Source organism: Methylobacillus arboreus (assembly GCF_020532725.1).
GTDB lineage: Bacteria > Pseudomonadota > Gammaproteobacteria > Burkholderiales > Methylophilaceae > Methylobacillus > Methylobacillus arboreus.
In genome coordinates, this window is record NZ_JAJAVC010000006.1 from 536,448 (window position 1) to 560,839 (window position 24,392).

A 24,392-nucleotide genomic window follows, 5' to 3' on the forward strand; every position below is an offset into this window, starting at 1 on the left:
TCCCCTTGATCAGTGGTCATGTTCGGCAGCGACTTTGCCGAGCTCCGACTTGAGCACAAAGCTGCCCTGCGTGACATAATCCGCATCAGCCTCCAGCCCGCTCACAACTTCGACCACCTTGCCATCCGCCCGCCCGGTTTCCACCAACACCGCCTTGAAACCATCTGCATGTCGCACAAACACCACCTTGCGGCCCTCCAGCGTCTGTACGGCTTCCGCACTCACTGCCAGCGGCACTTCGGCCTCCCCAGCGACAATGGCCACATTGACAAACAGGCCGGGGCGCCATGCACGATCGGGATTGGACAAGGTCACCCGCGCCGTTGCCGTGCGGGTTTGCTCGCCAAGCAACGAACCGACATAAGCCACAACGCCTTCCGCCTGAGACTCGAACGAAGCCGCCTGCACCGTCACCGAGGTGCCAACCTTGACCGTGTTCAGGTCCTTGGCGGAAACCACGATCTCGGCCCACACCGAGGAAAGGTCGGCCAATGTCATGACATTGGCGTTGGCCTGGACGGACTCGCCAAGCGAGAGGTGGCGCTCGACGATCATACCGTCAAACGGCGCCCGCAATTCATAGCGGTTCAGGTTGCCGCCGCCATCGCCTGCGCCAATCGCGCGTAGCTTCTGGGTTGTGTTTTGCACGGTGATCTCGGCTTCCTGCAGGGTCTGCAGTGCCTGCAGATAATCCTGCTCCGCTGAAATTTTGTCCTCCCACAGTTCTTTCTCCCGCTCGTAAACGGTCCTGGCCAGCGTCAGGCGCTTTTGCGCGGCCATGGCATCGCTGCGCAATTCTGAAATGCCGGTACTGGCGAGCGTAGCCAGCACCTGGCCTTTTTTCACCTGCTGCCCCAGGTCGACAGCCACTGACTCCACAATGCCATCCACGCGCGGCACGATATGCGCCGTGCGGTCCTCATTGAAGCGAATTTCCCCCGGCAGCGTCAGCGTTGTGAGAATCCTTGCAGGCTTTACCTGGTCAATCAAAATGCCGGCGGACTTGATCTGCGCCTCGGTCAAGCTGACCGTGTCAGGCTCATCCTCATGGCGCTGATTGTGTTTATCCGCTTGATGGTCATGGTCGTCTTGACGGTTCGATTGCCCGACGGGCGTCACCAGCCACCAGGCCAGCAATGCAGTTGCCACGATGATGGCGAGAATTACGATTTTCTGGTTTTTTTTCATGTTCTTACTCCCTGCCGTGATGCGCGGCAAACAATGATGCCCCTTGCGGGCCAAGAATGGATTCCACATCCGCCACCGCGCGCTGCACCTCGCCAAGTGCGCGGATATACTGCCCGCGTGCCAGGAACAGGGTGCGCTGGGCATCCAGCACATCAAGAAAATCAAACTTGCCGAGCTCGAATCCGCGCGTCGTGGCATCCAGTGCGCTTTGCGCCCCGGGCAGGATGTCGCTGCGAATAAGCGAGACTTCCTGTATCGCCGCCGCCAGCCGTTGATGCGCCTGCGAGAGGTCACTGCGCAACCGTACATCGGTGGAAAGCCGCTCGTCACGCGCCTTGTCGGCACGCATCCTGGCTTCGAGAATATTGCCCTGATTGCGGTCGAAGATCGGGATGGAGAGTGCCAGGCCGACGACATTCACGGTCTCGCCGACAGATTCCCGGCGCTGTACGCCGCCGCGCAGTATCAGGTCCGGGTAGCGCCGGCTTTCCTCCAGCTTCAGCATGGCCTCGCGCCGGCTGACTTCCTGCTCGGCACGCACGGTTTCTGGCGCCTGGGCAACAAGGTCGGTCAACTGCCCAAGCTCAGGCAGATCAGGCAGAATTTCCAGCGCACCGGCAGCCTCGGTAAAACACGGATCAGGATTGCCCCATAATGCCGCCAGCCGCCTTCTGGCATTGACCATCTCGGCATTGGCCTGGGTCAGTTCAATCCGCGCCGCCGACGCTGCAACGCGCGCACGGGTTTCTTCCACCGGTGACACCTTGCCTGCCGTCACACGCCGCGAGGCAACATCAAGGCCGCGGTTCGCCAGTTCCATCGAGCTTTGTGCAAGCCGGTAACGCTCCTGCGCGGCCAGTACTTCATAGAAGCGCTGCATCACGGCAGCCCTGATGACGGCAAAACGTATTTGCAACTCGGCATCGGCCACATCACGCGCGCGCTCGGCGCTCTCGATGCGTGCGCCACGCTTGCCACCCAGCTCGAACGGTTGCCCCAGCCAATAAGTGGTCTGCCGGCTTGACGCGCGCGTATCCTCCATTTCCACGGATACTTCCGGGTTGCGGAACACGGCCGCCTGCACGCGGGCAGCGGCCACCGCATCAAGCTCCCGCCTGGCAATGGCGAGTTCGGGATTGGCCGAAACCGCCAGTTGCAAGGCCTGCTCAAGCGTCAGGCTGGCAGCACTTTCCTCTTGCGTTGCTTGAGGCAGAACAGCATCGCCACGCATGGTTTGCGCCTGGGAAATACAGGTATACAACACGGCCGCCAGACACAACGGCCAGATGATGGCTTTCATCGAATTCTCTCCAACAATGACGGAAATGAATTCGGCGAGCGAAGGGGCTATTGGATTAACAGTGGTAAATCAGGAATCAGATAGGCTATCACTCGCCGCATCAAGCAGCGGGATGCCATTTGGGGCGCTCTGGGCGCTCCAGAAGGGAGTCTGGCAATAGCGATAAAGTCGGCGAGAACAGATGATGAACTTCAGTAAACAAAGTGGTTACCAGGCTGACACTGGGCAGCCACTGCGGCGTGGATTGCTGATGATAGCCACAGTCGCGGTCAACCCCAGCGGAAGACAGGTCGGCCTCGTCGCCATGGTGCTCGTGGTCATGATGCCCAAAGTGCTGTGCCGCCGTCCCATGCTCATGCGCGCAATACGCGCCAGCTACCGCCCAGGACATCTGGAGCGGCAGTGCCAATAACATGCAGAAAAAGACGATGCGGCGAAACATGAGGTGATTATAAGGCGTTCCAAAGCAAGGTGTAAAACCTGAATACCGCCAGCCTGCCCCTTGCCGTGGAATAACCAGCCTCTTTATTTGGCAGTCAGGGTGTTGAATGCAGTGATGAGATTGCGGTAATCCGGGATATGGTTGGAGAACAACGCACCCAGGCCCTCGATATCCCGGCGCCAGTCACGGTGCAGCTCGCAGGCCGCGCCAAACCAGGTCAGCAGTTGCGCGCCCGCAGCCGTCATGCGTTCCCAGGCCGCGTCGCGCGTCATGGCATTAAAGGTGCCGGAAGCATCGGTGATCACGAACACCTCATATCCTTCCTCCAGCGCAGACAGGGCCGGGAATGCCACGCAGACTTCCGTCACTACGCCAGCAATAATCAGTTGCTTCTTGCCGGTAGCCTTGATTGCCTTGACGAAATCCTCGTTATCCCAGGCGTTGATCTGACCGGGACGCGCGATATACGGCGCATCCGGGAACAATTCCTTCAATTCCGGCACCAACGGGCCATTGGGACCGGTCTCGAAGCTGGTGGTGAGGATGGTAGGCAGGTTGAAATACCTGGCGGCATCTGCCAGCGCCAGCACATTGTTCTTGAACTTGTCCGGGTCGATATCACGCACCAGGGACAATAATCCGGCCTGGTGGTCCACCAGCAATACAGCCGCGTTATCGCGGTCAAGGCGTACATAGGGCTTAGTCATGGGTTTCTCCTTTTCAAATCGGTTGATATTTATAAGAGCGGCTAACAAAACTCAGCAAAGCGATCCTGGCTAGGCGCTTTGCCGCAGGCAGTACAAGTAGTACGACAAGGCAAAGCAACAACGCCAGGAGAGTTTTGTTTGCCGCTCTAAGTTGATGCATGGTGCAAGTTATCCAACTACGGCAGCTGCAAAACGGCCATTGTTGTAGTCATCAATCGCCTGCTCAATTTCCTCCCAGCTATTCATGACAAAGGGGCCATGGCCGACCACGGGTTCATGCAGTGGCGCCCCGTTCAACAGCAACAAGACCGTGTCCTGCTGCGCTTCCAACACCAGTTCATTGCCTTCACGTTGCATCACGGCCAGTTCGGCCGGGCGAATCGTGTGTGTATCGCCGACACCCACTGCACCATGCAGCACGAATACGGCAGTGGTATGGCCTTCAGGCAAGGTGAGCCTGGTGGTGCTGCCCGCATTGAGCCGCACGTCCCAGACATTCATCGGGCTGAACGTACGCGCAGGCCCGTGGTTGCCTTGATACTCGCCAGCAATCACGCGAACCTTTCCCGCATCACCAGGCAATGCCACTTCAGGGATCTGCTCCTGCGTAATGCCCTGGTAGCCAGGCTTCGCCATCTTGTCCTTCGCGGGCAGGTTGATCCAAAGCTGGATCATCTCGAACTCGCCCCCGGTCCGGGCATAATCATCGCCGTGATATTCCTCGTGCACGATGCCGGAACCTGCCGTCATCCACTGCACATCGCCGGGGCCTATGGTGCCGCCCGCATCCGTGGAATCATGGTGCGATACCTGGCCGTCATAGACGATGGTCACCGTCTCGAAACCGCGGTGCGGGTGCTGGCCCACGCCACGGCGCTTTTCCGTAGGCTCGAAGCGGGCAGGCCCGGCGTAGTCCATGAGCAGGAATGGGGACATTTCCTCGTGAATATCACGGTAAGAAAAAATGCTCTGCACCGGGAAACCGTCGCCAACCCAGTGACGGCCATTGCTGCGCTTGATGAATGCAAGTTTTTTCATGCTGCTCTCCTGCGTCGAATGTTGATGTTTCCCACTATAAAGACAAGACTTTTATGGGACTAGATGGTTAAATATGAAATTACTTTTCATTTAATTGAACAATCATGGATTTCAACGAAGCTGCAGTGTTTGTAAAGGTAGTGCAGGCAGGCAGCTTCAGTGCCGCCGCCAGGCAACTGCAATTACCTACCTCCACGGTCAGCACCCGCGTTGCCAGGCTGGAACAGCGGCTGGGAGTGACACTATTGCAGAGAACCACGCGCCGCCTACACCTGACCGAAGCCGGCAATGCCTATTTTGAGCATGCTGCACTGGGCCTGGGTCATATGCTGGAAGCCGAAGCAGCCATCGATGCTGCACGACAAGAGCCGCAAGGCAAGCTCAAGATCACCGCGCCAGCCGACCTGGGCGACAGCATGCTGTCTGGATTGGTGCAGCAAGTACAAACACAGTACCCGGCACTGGAAGTTGAACTGGTACTGACGGAACGCTATGTGGACCTGGTGGCAGAAGGCGTGGATGCCGCCATCCGCACAGGCCAGTTGCGCGACTCCAGCCTGATCGCCAGGCCGCTCGGCATTGCATGCTGGGCCGCATTCGCCAGCCACGATTACCTTGCACAGGCCCCGGCATTGCGCGAGCCGCAAGACCTCAATCATCACCATTGCCTGCAATTCAGCCCCATGGGCCGCGATGCCTGGACATTCCGGCGCGGCCCGAGCAGCATCACCGTGCCACTTAAGGGCAACACCATGGCCAACAGCATCGGGATTGTGCGCAACATGGCATTGAGCGGACAAGGCGTGGCATTATTGCCGACCTATATATGCAAGCCCGGGCTCGTAATGGGCGATCTGGAACGTGTATTGCCGGAATGGCAGGCACAGGCGGACCCGGTCCATCTGGTCTATCCACGCCAACGCTTCATGCCGCCCAAGCTGCGCGTGTTTCTTGATATTGCACAGGCTGAGTTGCGTCCATGGTTCAGTGACAACGCATGAGCAGGTAAGCAATTATTGACAACACTATGCATCGCCGTATTCCAGCCTTGATCCAGCATCCCGCCGCAGAACCCACCCCAAGCTGGCTTATACTGTGCCTCTCATGAAAAAACCTGCAGCCTCCTCGCTCGCCCTATACCTGATTCTTTCCCTGCCGCCGCTGTTCTGGGCTGGCAATTTTGTCGTCGGCCGCGCGATTCATGCCGAGATACCGCCATTTACGCTGTCACTGGGCCGCTGGGTGATCGCCTTCTTCTGCATCCTGCCCTTTGCCTTGCCTGCCATGCGGCGTGACTGGCGGCTCTACTGGCAATACCGCTGGCGCCTGCTCGCGGTTTCACTAGTCGGTGTTGCCGCATTCAATACTCTGGTCTATAGCGGACTGCACTACACCACGGCCACCAATGGCATCCTGCTCAACTCCTGCATTCCTATCCTGATCCTGCTGTTTGGCGGATTGTTCTACCGACTGAGACTGCACCTGTTGCAATTGGCAGGACTGGCCTTGTCATTTGCGGGCGTGCTCACCATCATCCTGCACGGCGAATGGTCACGGCTGGCTAAACTGGATTTTTCCGGCGGGGACCTGGTGATTTTCTCCGCGATGGTCTGCTGGGCGCTCTATACCCTGTGGCTGCGAGACATCCCGGCCAGCATCAACCGGATCGGGCTGATGGGCCTGCAGATATTCATTGCCATTGTCCTGCTGTTGCCGCTATATGCCTGGGAATATCATGTTGGCGCTCCACCGGTCTGGAGCCATGAAACCTGGCTGGCGCTCGCCTACGTCGGCATTTTTCCATCGGTGATTGCTTACACGCTGTATACCATCGGCGTCGCCAGGGCAGGCGCTGCCCGTGCCGGCCTGTTCATCCACCTGATGCCGGTGTTCGGCAGCCTGCTTTCCGTGTTGTTCCTGGGTGAGCAACTACACATCTTTCACGCCATCGGCATCGCCGCGATCCTGGGCGGGCTGGCGCTATCCAGCCGCAACCAAGGCTAACGCACGGTAAGGCGATCCAGCGCGGTTATATGCAAGCAAAGCCGTAATCTAGAGCGGCTAACACAGCGCTTCTGGCTAGGCGCGCTGCCGCAGGCAGTAAGGTAGTACGGCAAGGCAGCGCAACAACGCCAGAAGCGCTGTGTTGGCCGCTCTCAGCCCAGCACGTCGTGCCAGATATTGACTGCCCATGAACGCGCCTCCCGCGCCTCGCCGGCAGACCTTGCGTGTGAAACGCCGCCTCCTTGCGCCGGCTTCATTTCACGGCTTTTTTCGTCATAGCGGTATACATTCGCCACATGCATGGCCTCATCCGCACTGACATAGCTATAGCAGGTATTGGCAAATACCGGCGCCGGGTCGGGTGGCTCGTCTGCCAGCATGGCGATGATCGCGCTCGCGCATACCTTGGCTTCGGAAGTGGCGATATGGGCTGACTTGGGCAGCCCTGAATCAAGCGCATCGCCGAGGATATGCACATGCTGCGCCTGCGTGGATTCATAGGTGACGTAATCCACATCGCACCATCTCCCTTCGGCATTGGCCAGGCCGTTGTCCAGCGCAAGCCTGCCAGCAGTCTGGGGAGGTATCAGGTTCAACACATCGAACTTGTGCCGATCAAACGTGGTTGCGAGCATGCGCTTGCCTGGGTCGATATACCCGAGCTCGCTGCCTGGCTGGTATTCGATCAATCCCGGATAAAGCTCGGCCCAGGCTTTTTCAAACAAAGCCCGCTTGGAGGTGATCGCCGGATTGGCATCCAGCACCAATACCTTGGAACGCGGCTTGTGCCGCTGGAGGTAATAGGCCACCTGGCAGGCCCGCTCATAGGGGCCAGGCGGGCACCGATAAGGCAGGGCAGGCACCGTGATGGCAAACACGCCGCCATCCGGCATGGCCTGCAACTGCTGCTGTAAGGCGCTGGTTTGCGCTCCAGCCTTCCAGGCATGCAGGAAATGTTGCTGCAACTCCGTTCCTGCCAAGGCGTTCAGATGGCTGTAGTCGAAACTTATCCCCGGTGCCAGCACCAGTTTGTCGTAATGCAAATTACTGCCATCGTCCAGGCTGACTTTGCGCTTGTTCACATCAATCCCTGTCACACTGGCATGCCGCATTTGAATGCCCTGGTGTTGCACCAGGGCGTGATAAGAGTGGGTAATGTCCTGGATTGACCTGTTGCCGCCCAGCACCAGGTTGCTCACCGGGCAGGAGACGAACTCCCGTCCTGGCTCTACCAGGATAACTTCAATGCTGCCCTTGCTCCATATCCGCAAGTATTTGGCAACCGTAGCGCCGGCGAACCCGGCCCCGACCACCAGCACGCGCGGTGCGCTTGCTGCGCGGGCGATGCTGCGCCAGGCGCCGGGGAGGATGAGGCTGGCCAGGGCCAGTTGGTTGAAACGGCGCCGCTTCATTGGCCATCCGTTTTCTGGCAGCATTCCCGGCCACCTGCAGCGGCAGGTGCAATAGCGGCAAAATAATCAGCAAGCGCCACAATTTCTTCCCAGGTCAGCCCTTTGGCATGCTGGTTCATCACGCTGCCATCATCAGGCATGTCGCGATAGTGCTTCATCTTGCCAAGGAAATTTGCTGTGGTGGAACCCGCCAGGCTGGGAATCTCCCCTCGGCTTTGCCCCTCATGGCCATGACATGCCGCGCAGGAAGCCGCCAGCGTGCGGGCATGGCTATCCGTCTTGCCTGCCCATGCCAATACCGGGAGCAGGCATGCAACACTGAGGATGGCTGCCCGCAGCATATGCATCATGATGCCGCCATCATTGGCTGCACTGACTTTAAAGCTTGACCGCAAGGCTCTGGCTGAACTCGTTGTCTTCATTGTCATGGATGGTGACGGTGAGCGTGCCATCCTGCTTGGCAATGAAGGGGAAACGGATATTCGGATCCTCGCTGATGCCGATATAGGTATCAGCCTGTAATACCGGCTCGCCGTTGTACCGCACATCAATCTTGCTGATATAGAAAGCCGGGCGGAAGCCCTGGGATACCAGGTCGCGCTGCAGGCCGGTAAACATCGGGTGCTTGATCTGCAGTTTGACATTACGTACATCGCCTTCACCCGCTTCGCTGTCCAATGCCAGGCGCATCTTGCCTGCATTGCGCTTGGCCTCGTCCTCATCGCCCTCCACCGTGCCGCCACAGCCGCCGCTGGCCCGCACGGGCACGGCGTTGACATGCAATTTCCCGTCGCTGGTTTCAGCCACCACATGGACCAATGAGTCGGTTTCCAGGCGAATCCGCGTTGCAATTTCTGCCTTGCCGCTGTGCGGATTGAAATGAAATACTGCTGCCAGCGGCACCGGGTTGGCATCCACGATCACGGTGACAGCCTTCACATACTGGCTTTCCGTCATCGGGTAATCCACCACGAAAGAAAACGGCACCTGCGCGCCGCTTTCTGCACGTCTAGGCGCAGCAATCTTGATAAAATCCCCTTGCAGGAGCGATTTCCCCGGAAAGAAATCACGCTGCATGCTTTGCCATTTCTGGTCATTGACTTCTGCACTGGCAGGCAGTGACAACATCACTCCTAACATGACCAGACCATTCACGAACAAACGCATCATCATTTGATCAATCCATTTTATTGTATAGAATACCGACTAGTTGGTATGTTATGACAGTATACAGATTTGTCAATAGTATCCTTCCCAGCCATCACTAACGCAGAATGGAAAGTATCACAGGAAGCTTATGTCCAGCCAGCCTATCCCATCAACACGAGACCGCATCCTGCAGATTGCCAGAGACCTGATCCTGTCTCGTGGCTTTTCCGCGATGACCATCGACATGGTCTGTATACAAGCCAATATCACCAAGGGTGGATTCTTCCACCATTTCCCAAACAAGGAAGTATTGGGCGAGGCGGTGCTGCAGCAGTTCTGGCAGGATGCGCATGACCGCCAGCAGCATATAGATGAAACACCGCATACTAGCCGGCTGGAACGACTCACTGCCTATGTGGACCATGCCATCATCGCCTATCAGGATCCGCAGCTCAGCCAGGGCTGCATGCTTGCCATCTTCACCATGGGACTTGAGGAAACCAATCCCAGGCTTTTCCAGGTTTCGCAGGATTATTTCCAGCAATGGCGCAGCGAATTGATCGGCATGTTCGATCAAGTGAAGGCGGAACAGAAACTTGCCGCATTCGATGCCGTGGCCTGGGCAGAACTCTACATTGCCACACTGGAAGGCGCTTTATTGCTGGCAAAATCAACCGACGACACGCAAGTGATCGCCCGCACACTATCGCTATACAAACAACAATTACTACTGGTAGCAACCAGGAAATAGACCTAGCGGCACAAAACCCATAAAATTTTTATGGAAATAGCCATTCAGGCTATTGACACTCCATACGGCCCCTAACTATCATAAGTCGTACTATGCTATTGATTAAAGAATTACCGACCTCAGAGTCGCTAAAAAAATTTGCAGGCCATTATCCAGCAGCCGATATCGTCGCCATCTGGGAGTTCGTCAACATCCTGCGCGCCGCATCCGACATGTCGGATGCATTGGACAAGATGCTGGCGCGGCACGGCCTGCTGCAAGGCCGCTGGTGGGTACTGGTGCTGCTGTTGCGGGAAGATAACCTGAGTTCATCGCCTTCCGAGCTCGCTGAAAAGGCTGGCGTCACCAAGGCCACGATGACCGGATTTATCGACGGCCTGGAAAACGAAGGGCTGGTAAGCCGCCTCACCGACCGCAAGGACAGGCGCAAGCTCAAGATCAAGCTCACTGCCGCCGGCCGCAAGAAACTCGATGAGGTCATGCCGGTGTACTACACCAACGTCGCCGCCCTGATGTCCACGCTTTCGCTGCAACACCGCCAGGACGTGGTACGCCACATGCAGACACTGGGCGCGAATGTTGAAGTCATGAAGTAATACACCAGCAAGCCGTACCTTTTCTCACATTTTATTTCCTGGGCGGGAGTCCATCATGTATCGCAATATCCTCAAGGCTTTCAGCACTGCTGTCATCGCGGTGCTGCCTGGATGTGTGAGCATGTCTGGTATTTCCACCACCGCCCAGCCAAGGGATGCCAATAGCCTGCAAGCCGGGCAGGACATTGCCCATGCGCGGCACGACCTGCCCTGGCCGAAGGAAGACTGGTGGCGCGCCTACCAGGATCCGGCACTCAATGCCTTGGTTGAACGCAGCCTTGCCGACCATCCCGATATCCACGCTGCCCGCGCCAGGGTAGCCATGGCAGAAGCGCAGGCACAGACCGTGGCAGCAGCCCGCGCACCCCAAGCAAGCCTGAATGGTTCATTGATACGCGAACGTTTCACGGACTTGCAATTCATCCCGCCGCCGTGGAACGGACATACGGAATGGAACAACAAGGCAACCGCCAACCTCAGCTATGACCTGGATTTATGGGGACGGCGCGAACAGCAATGGAAAGGTGCGCTCGACAGCGCTTCCGCCGCCGCAGTTGAAGCACAGCAGGTCAAGCTCAGCCTGGCAACCGCCGTGGTCCGGCATTATGTGGATTTGTCGCGCGAATATGCCTTGCATCACATTATCGAAACCCGGATCGAGATTGCCGGAAAAAAACGGGATATTACGCAACGCGCGCTTGCTGCCGGGCTCAGCACTGAAATCGCCGTGACCGAAGTGGAAACCGCCATTCCCGTCCTGCGCTCGCAACTTGAAGCCAGCGCTGAACGCATCACGCTATTGAAACAACAGCTGGCCGTACTTTCCGGGCAAGGACCGGGCGCCACCGAAGCACTTGAGCGTCCCACATTAGCCTTGCACGTTGATATTGGCCTGCCGGACAATGTACCCGCCAGCCTGGTCGGCCGCCGCCCCGACCTGGTAGCCGCACGCTGGCGCATAGAAGCTGCCAGCCATGATGTTGCAAGCGCCAAAGCCGCTTTTTATCCCGACATCAACCTGTTGAGTTTTGCCGGCTTGCAGGCCATGGGCTTCAGCCACCTGCTCAGCAATGCCGCCGGGGTTGCCGGGGTCGGGCCTGCACTCTCACTCCCGTTATTCGATGGTGGACGCCGACGCGGCAATCTTGCCGCACAAGGCGCTGCCTATGATATTGCCGTCGAACAGTACAACAGCATTCTGCTCCAGGCATTGCAAGACGTCAGCGGCCAGCTGGTCGTGCTGCACTCCAATGCAGGCCAGCATGAAGAAATACATACCGCGCTTGCACTGGCGGAAAAAAGCCGCAAGCTTGCCAGCGTGCGCAACCAGGCCGGGCTTGCCAATTACCTGCAAGTGCTGGAAGCAGAAAACCAGGTATTGAACCAGCAGGCAACATTGATCGAACTGGATGCCGTCAGGCTCAGCACTTATGCCGGCCTGATGCAGGCGCTGGGTGGCGGCGTGATTGCAACGGACACATCCCCGGCCAACACTATGGCCGCCCGCGTGCATTGATGGCGGCTGCGCTTTTCATGCGTAACCGGCGCTGGCGCTATACGCTCCTTGGTGTCTGGCGCGACTGGCTGCGGGATGACGGCCAAACCCTGATATATGTGGTCAAGGTCTTGCTCGCTTGCCTGCTCGCCATGTGGATATCCCTGCGCTTTGAGCTTGAGCAGCCGCGCACAGCACTGCTTACCGTCATGATCGTAATGCAGGCGCGGACCAGCATGGTGCTTGCCAAGAGCTACTACCGGTTCTGGGGCACAATCGTCGGCATCCTCGCCTCGCTGGTGCTGGTCGGTCTGTTTGCCCAGGAACGCATATTGTTCCTGGGCTACCTCGCAGTATGGATAGGGCTGTGCACCGCAGGCTCCATGGTATTCCGCCACCACCAGTCCTACGCCTTTGTGCTAGCAGGCTACACCATCTGCATCGTCGGCTTGCCTGCCACGCTCAACCCGGGCCAGACCTTCGACATTGCCATGACACGGTTTTCCGAGATCATGGTCGGCCTTGCATCGGCCAGCTTGGTCAGTGCCATTGTGTTTCCGCAAGGGGTCGGCGACCTGTTGCGCAATGCGGTGCGCAAGCGTTACCGCGACTTTTCCGGCTTGCTGCGCAGCCTCAACCGCGAAAAACTTGCCGGGCCAGCCACCCAGGCCGCCACGCTGCGCATGGTCGGGGACGTTTTTGAGCTGGAGAGCTTCCATGCCTCCTCGGGCATGGAAAGCGACTACTCGCGCGCCTACCGGCAGCGGCTCAACCTGCTCAATGCGGAGTTTATGGCGGCGACCACCAGCTTTCACGCCCTTGAACAACTGCTGCGGCGCCTGTACATGGGCGGCCACCCACATGTCGTTGACGCATTGCTGGTCCTGTTTTCCCCGATTCAGTCCGCTGTCGTGCTCCACCAGCGGGAAATCCGCAATGAACAGGAAGCTCGCCATGCAGCACTAACTATCAAGGCGTTGCGTGACCGCTGGCCCTTGCATGTCAATGAAGTGCAGTCCAGCCTGCCAGAGAGCCTGACGGCAACCGAACAGCTGGACTTTGCTACCGGTGCCGAACTGGTCCAGCGCGTGCTGGAAGAGCTGCATGCCTACACCAATACCTATGCCGGATTAAATGAACCGGGCGCACGCCTGCCCAGTACCAGCATACAGACGCCTAGGCTGGGCATGCATTTCGACCCGCTGGCGGCATTGCTTGCAGGCATTCGCGGCGCCTTGGTATTGACTGTCATGGCCGGCATCTGGATTTTATTCGACTGGCGTTCGGGGATAGAAGCCATCACGATAGGCATGATCACCAGCACCTTGTTTGCAAGCACGCCATCGCCGAGCAAGACCGTGCGCCATTTCATCATTGGCGCCTTGATCGGCACCGCGCTGCTTTATATCTGCAATTTCCAGCTCCTGCCGCAGGCGCAAGGCTTCCTCATGCTGGCGCTTGCCGTCACGCCTGCCATTGCGCTGGCCGCCTGGCTCACTACCTATCCATCGGTTGCGGTAGTCGGCACCGGCATTTTCCTGATTTTTCTCTCGCACATTGGCTTTAACCAGGTTTTCAGCGCCAACCCAGTGACCTTTCTTAATGACGCCATGGCCGATTTGATGGCAATCATGATTGCCGGTTTGTTCTACAACCTTATCGACCTGACGAATAGCCACTGGTCGCGCACGCGCGTGGCCCGCGCCATGCGCGAACTGGTCCAGGATGCCTGTCTGCAGGCACTCCCCTTGCAACGCGCTCACCTGGAAACCCAGGCGCGTGAACTGTTGCTGCGCATGGGCGCTGCGCGCCGGGCAGCGGATGCCAAGGATAAGGAAGTCGTGGACTGGTTGTTGTCCACGCTGGAAATCGGCCATGCCGTGCTGGTACTGCGCGCGCAGCTTGCCACGGTTGACGACACCGCCTTGCGTGGCCGCATAGAGCAAAGCCTGTCACATATCGCCAGGCTGTTCGGCAAGCCAAGCTCGCGCCTGCGCCATGCCGCCATCCAGTCCATCACCCGCAGCATCGACCAGTTGCAGGCCAGCGAGGCCCAGGCGCAACTGCCGCAGTCCAGCTATCGCGAACTGCTGACCATGCTGCATTTCATCCGTGGCGCACTGCTGGATAGTGACTCGGTGCTGTCCTTGAGCGCGCCACTCAGCCAGCCGCCTTTAACTACCCAGGAGCTGAGCCATGCCTAGGGAACTTGCGCTGCTGGATGCGCTGGTGCCAGCCCTGATTCTCGCCTTTGCAGGAGGCCTGGCATTGTCCTGGCTTCTGGACCAGGTGTTCACCATTTCCGGGCTATACCGCCATATCTGGTACCGCGCGTTATTCCGTCTCGGCCTCTTTATCTGCCTGGTTTGCAGCCTGGGCCTCATGATCTACTGACAAGGCAACTCCCATGAAAGAAATGCACAAGCAAATCCTGCGCGTCTCCATCACCCTGCTGATTGTCGGGCTGGCGGTCCTGCTCGGGCATATGCTCTGGGTGCGTTACATGGACTCCCCGTGGACGCGCGATGGCCGGGTACGCGCTGACGTGGTCAATGTCGCCAGTGACATCCCCGGCCTGGTCACCGAGGTGGCAGTACGCGACAACCAGTATGTGAAAAAAGGCGACCTTTTGTTCCGCATTGATACCGAGCGTTACCATCACACGCTGACGGAGACAGGGGCCAGGCTGGAGCAACGCAAGATCACGCTGGCGCTCAAGCGCGGCCAATCCACGCGACGCGCCATGCTGGATGACCAGGTCATCTCGCGCGAGGACCGTGAAGATGCCGACCTCATCACACTGGCGGCCAAGGCAGACCTGGACCAGGCCGTCGCCGAACATGAGCATGCCCGGCTCGACCTGAAACGCACTGAAGTGCGTGCCCCTGTGGATGGATGGATATCCAACCTGCTGGTGCGGCCAGGCGATTATGCCCAGGCAGGGGAAGCCAAGCTGGCACTGATCGACCAGAAATCCTACTGGATCTATGGCTACTTCGAGGAACACAAGCTCGCCCTCATCCATGTCAACGACCCCGCGGAAATTCGCATGCTGGGCACCGACTTCGTCCTGCGCGGCCATGTCGAGAGTATTGCGCGCGGCATTACCGACCGCGACAATCCTACCGATGTCAGGCTGCTCGCCAACGTCAACCCGAGCTTCAACTGGGTACGCCTCGCTCAACGCGTGCCGGTGCGCATCCATATCGACGAGATTCCCGAGGGTGTCGTGCTGGTGGCCGGCATGACCTGTTCAGTCATCATCCACCCCGCCTCAAGTAGCAAATCCTAGCGCCTGTTCACAACCGTTCCTAAGGTGGTGAACAAGCGCTTAAGTTTTTCTGACATCAAAAAACGTCTTGCGCCGACATTCAGCCTAAAGCAGCTTTGCCACACTGGAACCCAAGTTTCTCGTGAATCAATATAAGGAGCAAACAATGCCTGCAAAATCCAAAGCACAGCAAATGGCTGCCGGTGCGGCTCTCTCCGCCAAACGTGGTGAAACGAAGAAAAGCAAGCTAAAGGGCGCATCACGCAGCATGGTAGACAGCATGAGCGAAAAAGAACTGGAAAAACTCGCTGCTACCAAGCACAAAGACAAACCTTACAAAGTGGAAAAACAACCTTGAACGGGAACCTTGGCTTTCTGTAAGACAAGTCCTACAAAACGTACGAATTCCCGCGTAATTGAGCAAATTTCTCCCTATTTTTAACGATATTGCCCGCTCTTATCGGCACTTCCTCATAAAGATTACGCTAAACTAGCCCATCCATAAATGTGCAGGGATCCCTCATGTCCGGGCAAGCTAGTATCGAGCAGGCCAGCTTCAAGCGCATCCTGCGCCGCAATATCCTCCTACCTCTAGCAGTAGGTATCGTCAGCGCTACTTTATTTGTCGGGCTGATCCTCAACCTCTTGTCCACACTCAGTTTGGTAGAGCATACCGAACGTGTGATTGGCAAAGCCCAGGAAATTTCAAAACTGGCCGTTGACCTCGAAAGCGGCATGCGCGGCTACCTGATCAGCAATGACGAAAGCTTTTTAGCGCCATACCAACTTGGCAAACCCAGACTACAGGCCGAGATTTCCAGTCTGATCGTGCTGGTGAACGACAACCCCACCCAGGTTGAACGCCTGAAACGCATCCAGGCCCAGGAAGATCAATGGAGCCAATATGCCAATAATATGATTGAAATGCGCCGCAACGGGGGAGACTTTGCCAGTGTGGTACGGTCTGGCCGCGGTAAGCTGGAGTTCGACGAGATCCGCAGGGAACTGGAAAAATTCATCGAGCAGGAGCAACGGCTACTGAAAGAAAGAAACGACAGCGCGCGCAACACCATCAATTTCTCGCTCGTGTCTTATCTTGTATTTATGCTCGCGCTCACAGGGTTGTTAGGCTATTTCGGCCGCCGCGAACTGCTCCTGCTTTCTGACAATTATGAAGATGTACTGCAGGAGCAGCAGCAACACGCCGAAACGCTTCAGCAACAAGCCTGGCTACGTACCGGCCAGTCATCGCTGGCCGAACTGGGAATCGGTCAGCTTGCCCTGCCGCAACTGGGGCGCACCGCACTTGATTTCCTTGCACGCTATATCGGCATTCACTTAGGCGCACTATACATACTCGAGGATGACGGCAGCCTGCGACGCGTTGCCACGTATGGCTTCAGCCCGGAGCATCAACAACGTCCCTCCGTGTTACATGCCCACGATAGCCTTGTCGGCCAGGCAATGACGGAAGGTCGCCTGATTACACTGGACAACCTGCCCAACGACTACATCAAGGTCAACTCTACCCTTGGCGATGCCCTGCCGCGCCAGCTCGTCATTGCACCTATCCGCAATGATGGTCGTATCAATGGCGTGATAGAAGTTGCCTTTTTGCATCCGCCTGAAGCGCGTGTACAAGAATTTCTCTCCTTGATTACCAGCAACCTGGGGATTGCAATTGAGGTGGCACTTTCACGCCAACGCTTGCAGGACGTGCTCTCCGAGACGCAACAACTCAATGAGGAACTGCAGGTACAACAGGAAGAATTACGCACTAGCAATGAAGAGCTTGAGCAACAATCCCGCGTACTGGAAGAATCCCAGGTAACCCTGGAAAACCAGAAAGCCGAGCTGGAGCAGACCAACGACAAACTGGCTGAACAGGCACTGAGGCTGGATGAGAAAAACAGCGCGCTGCAAGAAGCACAGACACAATTGCAGGAGCGGGCAGAAGACCTCGAACGCGCCAGCCAGTACAAATCCGAGTTTCTGGCCAATATGTCCCACGAGCTGCGTACGCCACTCAACAGCTCGCTGATCCTGGCCAAGTTACTGGCCGACAACCGCGAAGGCAATCTCAGCGAGGAACAGATCAAGTTCGCCCAGACCATTTATTCCGCAGGTAACGATCTGCTCAATTTGATCAACGATATTCTTGATATTTCCAAGGTAGAGGCCGGCAAGCTCGAACTGAAACCACAGGAGCTCGCACTCAACCACTTGGCCAATTCCCTGCAGGCCGTGTTTGAGCCCATGGCGCGGCAAAAGAAGCTGGACTTCAAGATCGACATTGCCCCCGACGCCCCGAAGTCGCTTTACACCGACCGTCAGCGCTTGGAACAAATACTGAAGAACCTGCTCTCAAATGCCATCAAGTTCACCGACCATGGCAGTGTCTCGCTTAATATCGCCGCATCCGAGGATGGCCAGCTTCGCTTTACGGTGCAGGATTCCGGTATTGGCATAGATGCCAACCTGCACGAAGCTATTTTTGCCCCGTTCCGTCAGGTAGACGGCACCTCCAGCAGGCGCTATGGCGGTACAGGGCTGGGGCTTTCCATCTCACGCAACCTGGCCTCCTTGCTGGGCGGCTCAATTTCAGTGGAAAGCACGCGCGGACAGGGAAGCAGCTTCACCCTGCTGCTCCCCCAACAGTGGCAGCCGGCGCCGATATTGCTGCACCCAGCGGAAAGTCTGGCAAAACCAGAACCAGTCCAACCCGCGGCCGAACCAACACCGGCCGCGGAAAAACCGGCCAAGACCTTTACTGGCCCGGCCTTCCCGGATGACCGCGAGCAGGCGCAGGAATCAAAACGCCTGGTGCTGGTTGTGGAAGATGAAACAGCATTTGCCAGAATACTCTTCGATCTCGCCCACGAAATGGGCTACCAGTGCCTGGTGGCCCATTCTGCAGACGAAGGCCTGCATCTGGCAGCGCACTACCAACCACAAGCCATCCTGCTGGACATACGCCTGCCTGACCAGTCGGGTTTAAGTGTGTTGCAGACACTCAAGGAGAACACCCGCACCCGTCATATCCCGGTGCATGTCATTTCCAGCGAGGATCACAGCGAAGCAGCCCTGCATCTTGGCGCAGTGGGTTACGCGCTCAAGCCGACGACACTGGAAGAACTCAAACTGGTTTTCGCCCGGCTGGAAGAAAAACTGACACAGAAGATAAAACGCGTGCTGCTGGTTGAAGATGATGCACGCCAGCGCGAAAGCGTGCATCAGCTGATTGCCGACGACGATGTTGAAATCGTGGCGGTGGAATTTGGCGCAGACGCCCTAGAACAGTTACGCAGCAATATCTTTGACTGCATGATCATTGACCTCAAACTGCCGGACATGCAGGGCAGCGAGTTATTGCATCGCATGTCCACCGAGGATATTTGTGCCTTCCCGCCTGTTATCGTCTATACCGGGCGCAACCTCACACTCGATGAAGAGGCCGACCTGCTCAAGTACTCCCATTCCATCATCATCAAGGGCGCGCGCTCTCCGGAACGCCTGCTTGATGAAGTGACCCTGTTCCTGCACAAGGTGGAATCCGAGTTGTCCAGCGAACGCCAGCACATGCTGCAGACCCTGCGCAGCCGCGAACGCATTTTTGATGGACGCCGCATCCTGCTGGTGGATGATGACGTACGCAATGTGTTCGCGCTGACCAGCGCACTGGAACAGAGGGGCATGGCAGTCGAAGTAGCCCGCAATGGCATAGAAGCCATCAGCAAGCTCAACCAGGTGCCCGACATCGATTTGGTGCTGATGGATGTCATGATGCCGGAAATGGACGGGCTGGAAGCTACGCGCCGTATCCGTGCCGATGGACGTTTCGAGCGCCTGCCTATTATTGCGATTACCGCCAAGGCAATGAAGGATGACCAGGAGCAATGCATCAAGGCGGGCATGAATGACTACCTTGCCAAACCGATCGACCTGTCGCGCCTGCATTCATTGCTCAGGGTTTGGCTGCCTGCCGACATCAACCGCACAGAATAATCACCATGCGACAGAACGGGCACAATCCAGAACATTCCCAGGCTCGCATGAGCACACTGGACATTGAGCTGCGCCTGCTCATGGAGGCGATATACCTGCGCTACAACTATGATTTCCGTGACTATACCGGCGCCTCACAAAAACGGCGGGTCGTGCAGGCAGTGCGCGCGCTCAACTGCGAGTCCGTCTCGGAATTGCAATCGCGCGTCCTGCATGACACAGACCTGTTCACCCAGTTATTGCAGTTCCTCACCATCCCGGTGAGCGAGATGTTCCGCGATCCCAGTTACTATGCCTGCCTGCGCACGGAAGTGCTGCCCGTGCTCAAAACTTATCCCTCGCTCAAGATCTGGGTGGCGGGGTGCAGTACCGGGGAAGAGGTATATTCACTCGCCATCCTGCTGCGCGAAGAAGGGCTGCTGGAACGTACCATCATCTATGCCACGGACATAAACCCCGTATCCCTGGACAAGGCGCGCAAGGGCGTTTTCCCACTCTCACGCATGCAGCTTTACACCAAGAACTATCAGGAAGCAGGCGGCAAGCAAGCGTTCTCCGATTACTACACCGCGGCTTACAGTGCCGCGTTGTTCGACCGCTCATTGTGCGAGAACATCACGTTTGCCGACCACAGCCTGTCTACCGACAGCGTGTTCTCGGAAACGCACCTGATCTCTTGCCGCAATGTACTGATCTACTTCAACCGCAAATTGCAGGATCGCGCACTGGGACTGTTCCACGAATCCTTATGCCACCGCGGTTTTCTTGGATTGGGCAGCAAGGAGAGTATCGACTTCTCTGATTACAACCGGCGCTTTGAGGCTGTGGACAAGCGTGAACGCATCTTCCGCAAACTATGACGACGCTCCAGCCAGCCACGCTCGAAATTCTTGCCAATCGCACTATGGAAGCGATCGTCGTGGGTGCCTCTGCGGGCGGTGTGGATGCCATGCTGCATATTTTCAAGGGCCTGCCGCAGCATTACCCGCTACCGATCATCGCGCTCCTGCATATGCAGGAAACACGTGAAAGCAAGCTGGCAGAACTGTTCCAGCACCACCTTAACCTGCAAGTGAAAGAAGCCACAGACAAGGAATCGATTGCGCCTGGTACCCTGTACTTTGCCCCGGCCAGTTACCATTTATCGATCGAGCATAACCTGCAGTTTTCGCTCAGTTGCGAGGCGCCATTGCATTTCTCACGGCCTTCCATCGACATTCTCATGGAATCAGCCGCTGATGCTTATGGAGAAGCGCTGGTCGGTATCCTGCTGACCGGTGCAAACCCGGATGGCGCCGCGGGCATGCGTGCCATCAAGCAGGCAGGCGGACTTGCCATCGTGCAGGACCCGGATGAGGCTGAGGTAGACTATATGCCCCGGGCAGCCATCCAGCTTCAAACACCTGATATGATTCTGCGCCTTGGAAGAATTAATCAACTATTGATCACATTGGGAGAACAGCATGTCCACTAGCGCAGAACTGCTACCCAGCAAGTTGCTGATTGTGGATGACCTGGCAGAAAACCTGCAAGCGCTTGCCGCCATCATCCGTGGTGAAGATCGCATCATTTATCAGGCACGTTCAGGAGAGGAAGCCCTCACCCTCATGCTGGAACACGAGTTCGCACTCGCCATCCTCGATGTGCAAATGCCGGGCATGGATGGCTTTGAACTGGCAAAACTCATGCGCGGCACTGCCAAGACACGCGATATCCCGATTGTATTTGTCACGGCTGCCGGCAGCGAATCCAACTTCGATTTCCGCGGCTACGAAACCGGCGCAGTGGATTTTCTCCGCAAACCGCTGGATATCAGCGCCGTCCAGAGCAAGGTCAATGTCTTTGTCGCCCTGCACCAGCAGCGCCTGGAGACACAGCGCCAGATCGCGGCGCTGGAGCTCAGCCGGAAGAAACAGGAAACCCTGCTGGCAGAACTGCAACGCACACAGGCCGAGCTGGAAAAATCGATCTCCATCCGTGACAACTTCATCTCCATGGTCGCCCACGAACTGCGTACCCCGCTCAATACCCTGTTCCTTGACGTACAGGTACGCACCCTGCAACTGGAACGCGGCAACCTTGCCGCATTCGGCCAGGAAGAACTCAAGAAAATGACTGAACGCGACCGGCGGCAGATGAAGAACATGATCCGCCTGATTGACGATATGCTAGACCTTACCCGCATATCCAGCGGCAAGCTGTCCGTGCGTCCTGTGAGCACCAACCTTAGCGAACTGCTGGAACGCCTAGTGCATGACATCACGCCGCAGGCGCAAGCATCGGGTTACACCATCAGCCTTGAGATTCAAGACAATATCCGTGGGGACTGGGATGCCTTCCGTCTCGAACAGATCATTGTCAACCTGCTGACCAATGCCATGCGCTATGGCAACACCAAACCCATCAGCATCTCGTTGCAACAGCAGGAAAACCAGGCTGTGATTACTGTACGCGACCAAGGACAAGGTATTTCACCTGAAGACCAGGAACGTATCTTCCTCGCTTTCGAACGTTGCCAGGGCAACCAAGTCAGTGCAGGCCTGGGGCTGGGGCTGTATATCGCCCAGCAACTCGCAACGGCACACCACGGGAAAATACTGGTGGAAAGCACGTTGGGCCAAGGCTCGGCCTTTACCCTGCAACTGCCATTGCAGGCGCAATATGCAGATGCTGCAGGTGTGCCTGATAGCTAAAAAAGTAATGCTCAAGGCAGCTATTATTGCACTACCTTGAGCATCATTTACTCAACGGGACTGATTAGAACCGGTCCAGCTCCATCACCTTGCCCCATGCATTCACGAAGTCATGCACGAACTTCTCCTTGGCATCATCGAATGCATAGACCTCGGCGACGGCACGCAACTCCGAATTGGAGCCAAACACCAGGTCTACCGGGGTTGCCGTCCACTTGACCTTGTCAGTGGCGCGATCGCGTCCTTCATAGATGCCCTGGCTTGAAGATGCCTGAGACCACTTGGTCGACATGCTGAGCAAATTAACGAAAAAATCATTGCTCAAGGTACCGGGACGGTCAGTGAACACGCCATTCTTCGAGCCTCCGGCATTGGCATCCAGTGCGCGCAGACCGCCCACCAGCACCGTCATTTCTGGCACGGTCAAGGTTAGCAGGTTTGCACGGTCGATCAGCGTTTCCGCAGGGGAGCGGCGATTGTCCGCGCTATAGTAGTTGCGGAACCCGTCTGCCTTGGGCTCAAGCGCCGCGAACGCTTTCACGTCGGTTTGCTCCTGCGATGCATCGGTGCGGCCAGGCGTGAACGGCACGGTGACGGCATAGCCTGCATCCTTCGCCGCCTTTTCCACCGCAGCGGCGCCACCCAGCACGATCAGGTCGGCCAATGACACTTTCTTGCCATCGCCCTGGACACTGTTGAAGCCTTTCTGAATACCTTCCAAGCGCTTGAGCACCTTGCCCAGCTCAGCAGGATTGTTCACTGCCCAGTCCTTCTGCGGTGCGAGACGCAGTCGGCCGCCATTGGCGCCGCCGCGCATATCCGTGCCGCGGAAGGAGGCGGCCGAGGCCCAGGCAGCCCTCACCAACTCAGGCACAGTCAGGCCGGAGGCCAATATCTTGCCTTTCAAGTCTGCAATGTCATTGCTATCGACCAGGGGATGATCTGCCTCTGGAACCGGGTCTTGCCAGAGCAGCACTTCTGCGGGAACCTCGCTGCCGAGATAGCGTGCGCGCGGCCCCAGGTCGCGATGCGTGAGCTTGAACCATGCCTTGGCAAACGCCAGCTCGAACTCCTTGGGATTATCCAGGAAGCGTTTTGAAATCTTCTGGTACTCAGGGTCCACCTTCAAGGAGAGGTCAGTAGTGAACATGATAGGAGCATGGCGCTTATCAGGAATATGCGCATCAGGCACCAGGCTGGCGCCCTGTCCGCCCTTGGGTACCCATTGAATCGCACCTGCGGGGCTCTTGGTCTTTTCCCAGTCGAAGGTATAAAGCCAGGTCAGGTATTCATGCGTCCAGCGTGTGGGATTGGTTGACCATGCGCCTTCCAGCCCGCTGGTAATGGTGTCTTCCGCATTGCCCTTGCCGCACTTGTTTTTCCAGCCGAATCCCTGCTCCTCGATACCGGCAGCCGCAGGCTCCGCACCCACGCACTTTTCAGGATTGGCTGCGCCGTGCGCCTTGCCGAAGGTATGCCCGCCGGCGATCAGGGCCACGGTTTCCTCATCGTTCATCGCCATGCGGCCAAAGGTCTCGCGGATATCCTTGGCAGCAGCCAATGGGTCAGGGTTGCCGTTCGGGCCTTCCGGGTTCACGTAGATCAGGCCCATCTGCACGGCGGCCAGCGGGTTTTCCAGCTGGCGCTTGCCGCTGTAGCGCTTGTCGCCCAGCCATTCCTTTTCCGGGCCCCAGTAGACCAGGTCAGGTTCCCAGTCATCCGCGCGGCCACCCGCAAAACCGAAAGTCTTGAAGCCCATGGATTCCAGCGCCACATTGCCGGCCAGCACCATCAGGTCGCCCCAGGAAAGCTTGCTGCCGTATTTCTGCTTTACCGGCCACAGCAGGCGCCTTGCCTTGTCCAGGCTCACATTGTCCGGCCAGCTGTTGAGCGGCTCGAAGCGCTGCTGCCCGCCGCCTGCGCCGCCACGGCCATCACCCACGCGATACGTGCCCGCGCTATGCCAGGCCATGCGGATGAAGAAAGGGCCGTAATGCCCGTAATCCGCAGGCCACCAAGGCTGTGATGTCTTCATCGCCTGTTCGATATCCTGCTTCGCCGCCTTGATGTCCAGGGTCTTGAACTGCTCGGCATAATTGAATGATTTGTCCAGGGGATTGGATTCCGCAGCATGCTGGCGCAGGGGCTGGAGGTCAAGCTGCTCGGGCCACCAGAATTTGGGGGACTGCAATGCCGCCTCGCCCGATACGGTTTGATACTGTTTTCCTGACTTGCCTTCAGCTGCCTGTACTTGGCTGGCCAGCGTTGCGGCAGCCAATGCCAGGACAACCACCTTGGTATAGAAAATCACGTTCTCTTTCATTTTACTTTCTCCTCTTGA

General features: G+C 57.4%; 22 protein-coding genes. 13 read left to right on the top strand and 9 right to left on the bottom strand.

The window, feature by feature from the left end:
* Positions 1 to 9 precede the first annotated feature (9 nt).
* From LG198_RS08550 to LG198_RS08570, 5 genes are all read right to left on the bottom strand, one after another.
* A complete protein-coding gene (locus LG198_RS08550) occupies positions 10 to 1,188 on the bottom strand; it encodes an efflux RND transporter periplasmic adaptor subunit (RefSeq protein ID WP_268866822.1) in 1,179 nt (392 codons plus the stop codon).
* A 4-nt stretch (positions 1,189 to 1,192) separates the two neighbouring features.
* Positions 1,193 to 2,488, bottom strand: coding sequence for a TolC family protein (locus LG198_RS08555; RefSeq protein WP_230342754.1), 1,296 nt, complete (start codon positions 2,486 to 2,488; stop codon positions 1,193 to 1,195).
* Between the two features lie 100 nt (positions 2,489 to 2,588).
* Positions 2,589 to 2,930 (bottom strand): hypothetical protein, encoded by a 342-nt coding sequence (locus LG198_RS08560; protein WP_230342755.1) that lies wholly within the window; start codon positions 2,928 to 2,930, stop codon positions 2,589 to 2,591.
* A gap of 83 nt (positions 2,931 to 3,013) precedes the next feature.
* Positions 3,014 to 3,637: an isochorismate family cysteine hydrolase YcaC gene (gene ycaC, locus LG198_RS08565; protein WP_230342756.1), complete on the bottom strand. Its 624-nt coding sequence runs from the start codon at positions 3,635 to 3,637 to the stop codon at positions 3,014 to 3,016.
* Between the two features lie 168 nt (positions 3,638 to 3,805).
* Complete coding sequence (locus LG198_RS08570; protein WP_230342757.1) at positions 3,806 to 4,675, bottom strand: pirin family protein; 870 nt, start codon at positions 4,673 to 4,675, stop codon at positions 3,806 to 3,808.
* A 104-nt stretch (positions 4,676 to 4,779) separates the two neighbouring features.
* On the opposite strand from LG198_RS08570, the gene LG198_RS08575 reads away from it, so the two are divergent.
* Both LG198_RS08575 and LG198_RS08580 read left to right on the top strand, forming a co-directional pair.
* The gene (locus tag LG198_RS08575) at positions 4,780 to 5,676 is read left to right on the top strand and encodes a LysR family transcriptional regulator (protein WP_230342758.1); all 897 of its coding nucleotides are present in this window, start codon (positions 4,780 to 4,782) and stop codon (positions 5,674 to 5,676) included.
* A gap of 103 nt (positions 5,677 to 5,779) precedes the next feature.
* Positions 5,780 to 6,679 (top strand): DMT family transporter, encoded by a 900-nt coding sequence (locus tag LG198_RS08580; RefSeq protein WP_230342759.1) that lies wholly within the window; start codon positions 5,780 to 5,782, stop codon positions 6,677 to 6,679.
* Positions 6,680 to 6,831: 152 nt separating this feature from the next.
* Here LG198_RS08580 and LG198_RS08585 read toward each other — a convergent pair whose 3' ends face one another.
* The 3 genes from LG198_RS08585 to LG198_RS08595 are packed head-to-tail and all read right to left on the bottom strand — an operon-like array spanning position 6,832 to position 9,264.
* Positions 6,832 to 8,091 carry an NAD(P)/FAD-dependent oxidoreductase gene (locus LG198_RS08585; RefSeq protein ID WP_230342760.1) on the bottom strand — a complete coding sequence of 420 codons (1,260 nt, stop codon included), beginning with the start codon at positions 8,089 to 8,091 and terminating at the stop codon, positions 6,832 to 6,834.
* On the bottom strand, positions 8,088 to 8,486 hold the full coding sequence (locus LG198_RS08590; protein ID WP_230343039.1) for a c-type cytochrome: 399 nt from the start codon (positions 8,484 to 8,486) through the stop codon (positions 8,088 to 8,090). The genes LG198_RS08585 and LG198_RS08590 overlap by 4 nt, the downstream gene beginning before the upstream one ends.
* Positions 8,470 to 9,264, bottom strand: coding sequence for a quinoprotein dehydrogenase-associated SoxYZ-like carrier (locus tag LG198_RS08595; protein ID WP_230342761.1), 795 nt, complete (start codon positions 9,262 to 9,264; stop codon positions 8,470 to 8,472). Before LG198_RS08595 ends, LG198_RS08590 begins: the two co-directional genes overlap by 17 nt.
* Before the next feature lie 124 nt (positions 9,265 to 9,388).
* Between LG198_RS08595 and LG198_RS08600 the strand changes: the two genes are divergently transcribed.
* The 11 genes from LG198_RS08600 to LG198_RS08650 all read left to right on the top strand — a co-directional run bounded on the left by LG198_RS08600 (position 9,389) and on the right by LG198_RS08650 (position 22,051).
* Positions 9,389 to 9,991: a TetR/AcrR family transcriptional regulator gene (locus LG198_RS08600; protein ID WP_230342762.1), complete on the top strand. Its 603-nt coding sequence runs from the start codon at positions 9,389 to 9,391 to the stop codon at positions 9,989 to 9,991.
* 92 nt (positions 9,992 to 10,083) lie between these two features.
* Positions 10,084 to 10,587, top strand: coding sequence for a MarR family winged helix-turn-helix transcriptional regulator (locus LG198_RS08605; protein ID WP_230342763.1), 504 nt, complete (start codon positions 10,084 to 10,086; stop codon positions 10,585 to 10,587).
* A gap of 55 nt (positions 10,588 to 10,642) precedes the next feature.
* Positions 10,643 to 12,103: an efflux transporter outer membrane subunit gene (locus LG198_RS08610; RefSeq protein WP_230342764.1), complete on the top strand. Its 1,461-nt coding sequence runs from the start codon at positions 10,643 to 10,645 to the stop codon at positions 12,101 to 12,103.
* A 17-nt stretch (positions 12,104 to 12,120) separates the two neighbouring features.
* Positions 12,121 to 14,286 (top strand): FUSC family protein, encoded by a 2,166-nt coding sequence (locus LG198_RS08615; protein WP_230342765.1) that lies wholly within the window; start codon positions 12,121 to 12,123, stop codon positions 14,284 to 14,286.
* Positions 14,279 to 14,476: a DUF1656 domain-containing protein gene (locus tag LG198_RS08620; RefSeq protein WP_230342766.1), complete on the top strand. Its 198-nt coding sequence runs from the start codon at positions 14,279 to 14,281 to the stop codon at positions 14,474 to 14,476. Before LG198_RS08615 ends, LG198_RS08620 begins: the two co-directional genes overlap by 8 nt.
* A gap of 13 nt (positions 14,477 to 14,489) precedes the next feature.
* Positions 14,490 to 15,374, top strand: coding sequence for an efflux RND transporter periplasmic adaptor subunit (locus tag LG198_RS08625; RefSeq protein ID WP_230342767.1), 885 nt, complete (start codon positions 14,490 to 14,492; stop codon positions 15,372 to 15,374).
* Between the two features lie 145 nt (positions 15,375 to 15,519).
* Positions 15,520 to 15,711, top strand: coding sequence for a DUF3008 family protein (locus tag LG198_RS08630; RefSeq protein ID WP_230342768.1), 192 nt, complete (start codon positions 15,520 to 15,522; stop codon positions 15,709 to 15,711).
* A gap of 164 nt (positions 15,712 to 15,875) precedes the next feature.
* Positions 15,876 to 19,358, top strand: coding sequence for a response regulator (locus tag LG198_RS08635; protein ID WP_230342769.1), 3,483 nt, complete (start codon positions 15,876 to 15,878; stop codon positions 19,356 to 19,358).
* 47 nt (positions 19,359 to 19,405) lie between these two features.
* Positions 19,406 to 20,218, top strand: coding sequence for a CheR family methyltransferase (locus LG198_RS08640; RefSeq protein WP_230342770.1), 813 nt, complete (start codon positions 19,406 to 19,408; stop codon positions 20,216 to 20,218).
* Positions 20,215 to 20,832 (top strand): chemotaxis protein CheB, encoded by a 618-nt coding sequence (locus tag LG198_RS08645; RefSeq protein ID WP_230342771.1) that lies wholly within the window; start codon positions 20,215 to 20,217, stop codon positions 20,830 to 20,832. The genes LG198_RS08640 and LG198_RS08645 overlap by 4 nt, the downstream gene beginning before the upstream one ends.
* The gene (locus LG198_RS08650) at positions 20,822 to 22,051 is read left to right on the top strand and encodes a hybrid sensor histidine kinase/response regulator (RefSeq protein ID WP_230342772.1); all 1,230 of its coding nucleotides are present in this window, start codon (positions 20,822 to 20,824) and stop codon (positions 22,049 to 22,051) included. The genes LG198_RS08645 and LG198_RS08650 overlap by 11 nt, the downstream gene beginning before the upstream one ends.
* Positions 22,052 to 22,115: 64 nt before the next feature.
* Here the strand turns inward: LG198_RS08650 and katG are convergent, their stop codons facing one another.
* Positions 22,116 to 24,374 carry a catalase/peroxidase HPI gene (gene katG / locus LG198_RS08655; RefSeq protein WP_230342773.1) on the bottom strand — a complete coding sequence of 753 codons (2,259 nt, stop codon included), beginning with the start codon at positions 24,372 to 24,374 and terminating at the stop codon, positions 22,116 to 22,118.
* Positions 24,375 to 24,392: the final 18 nt, after the last annotated feature.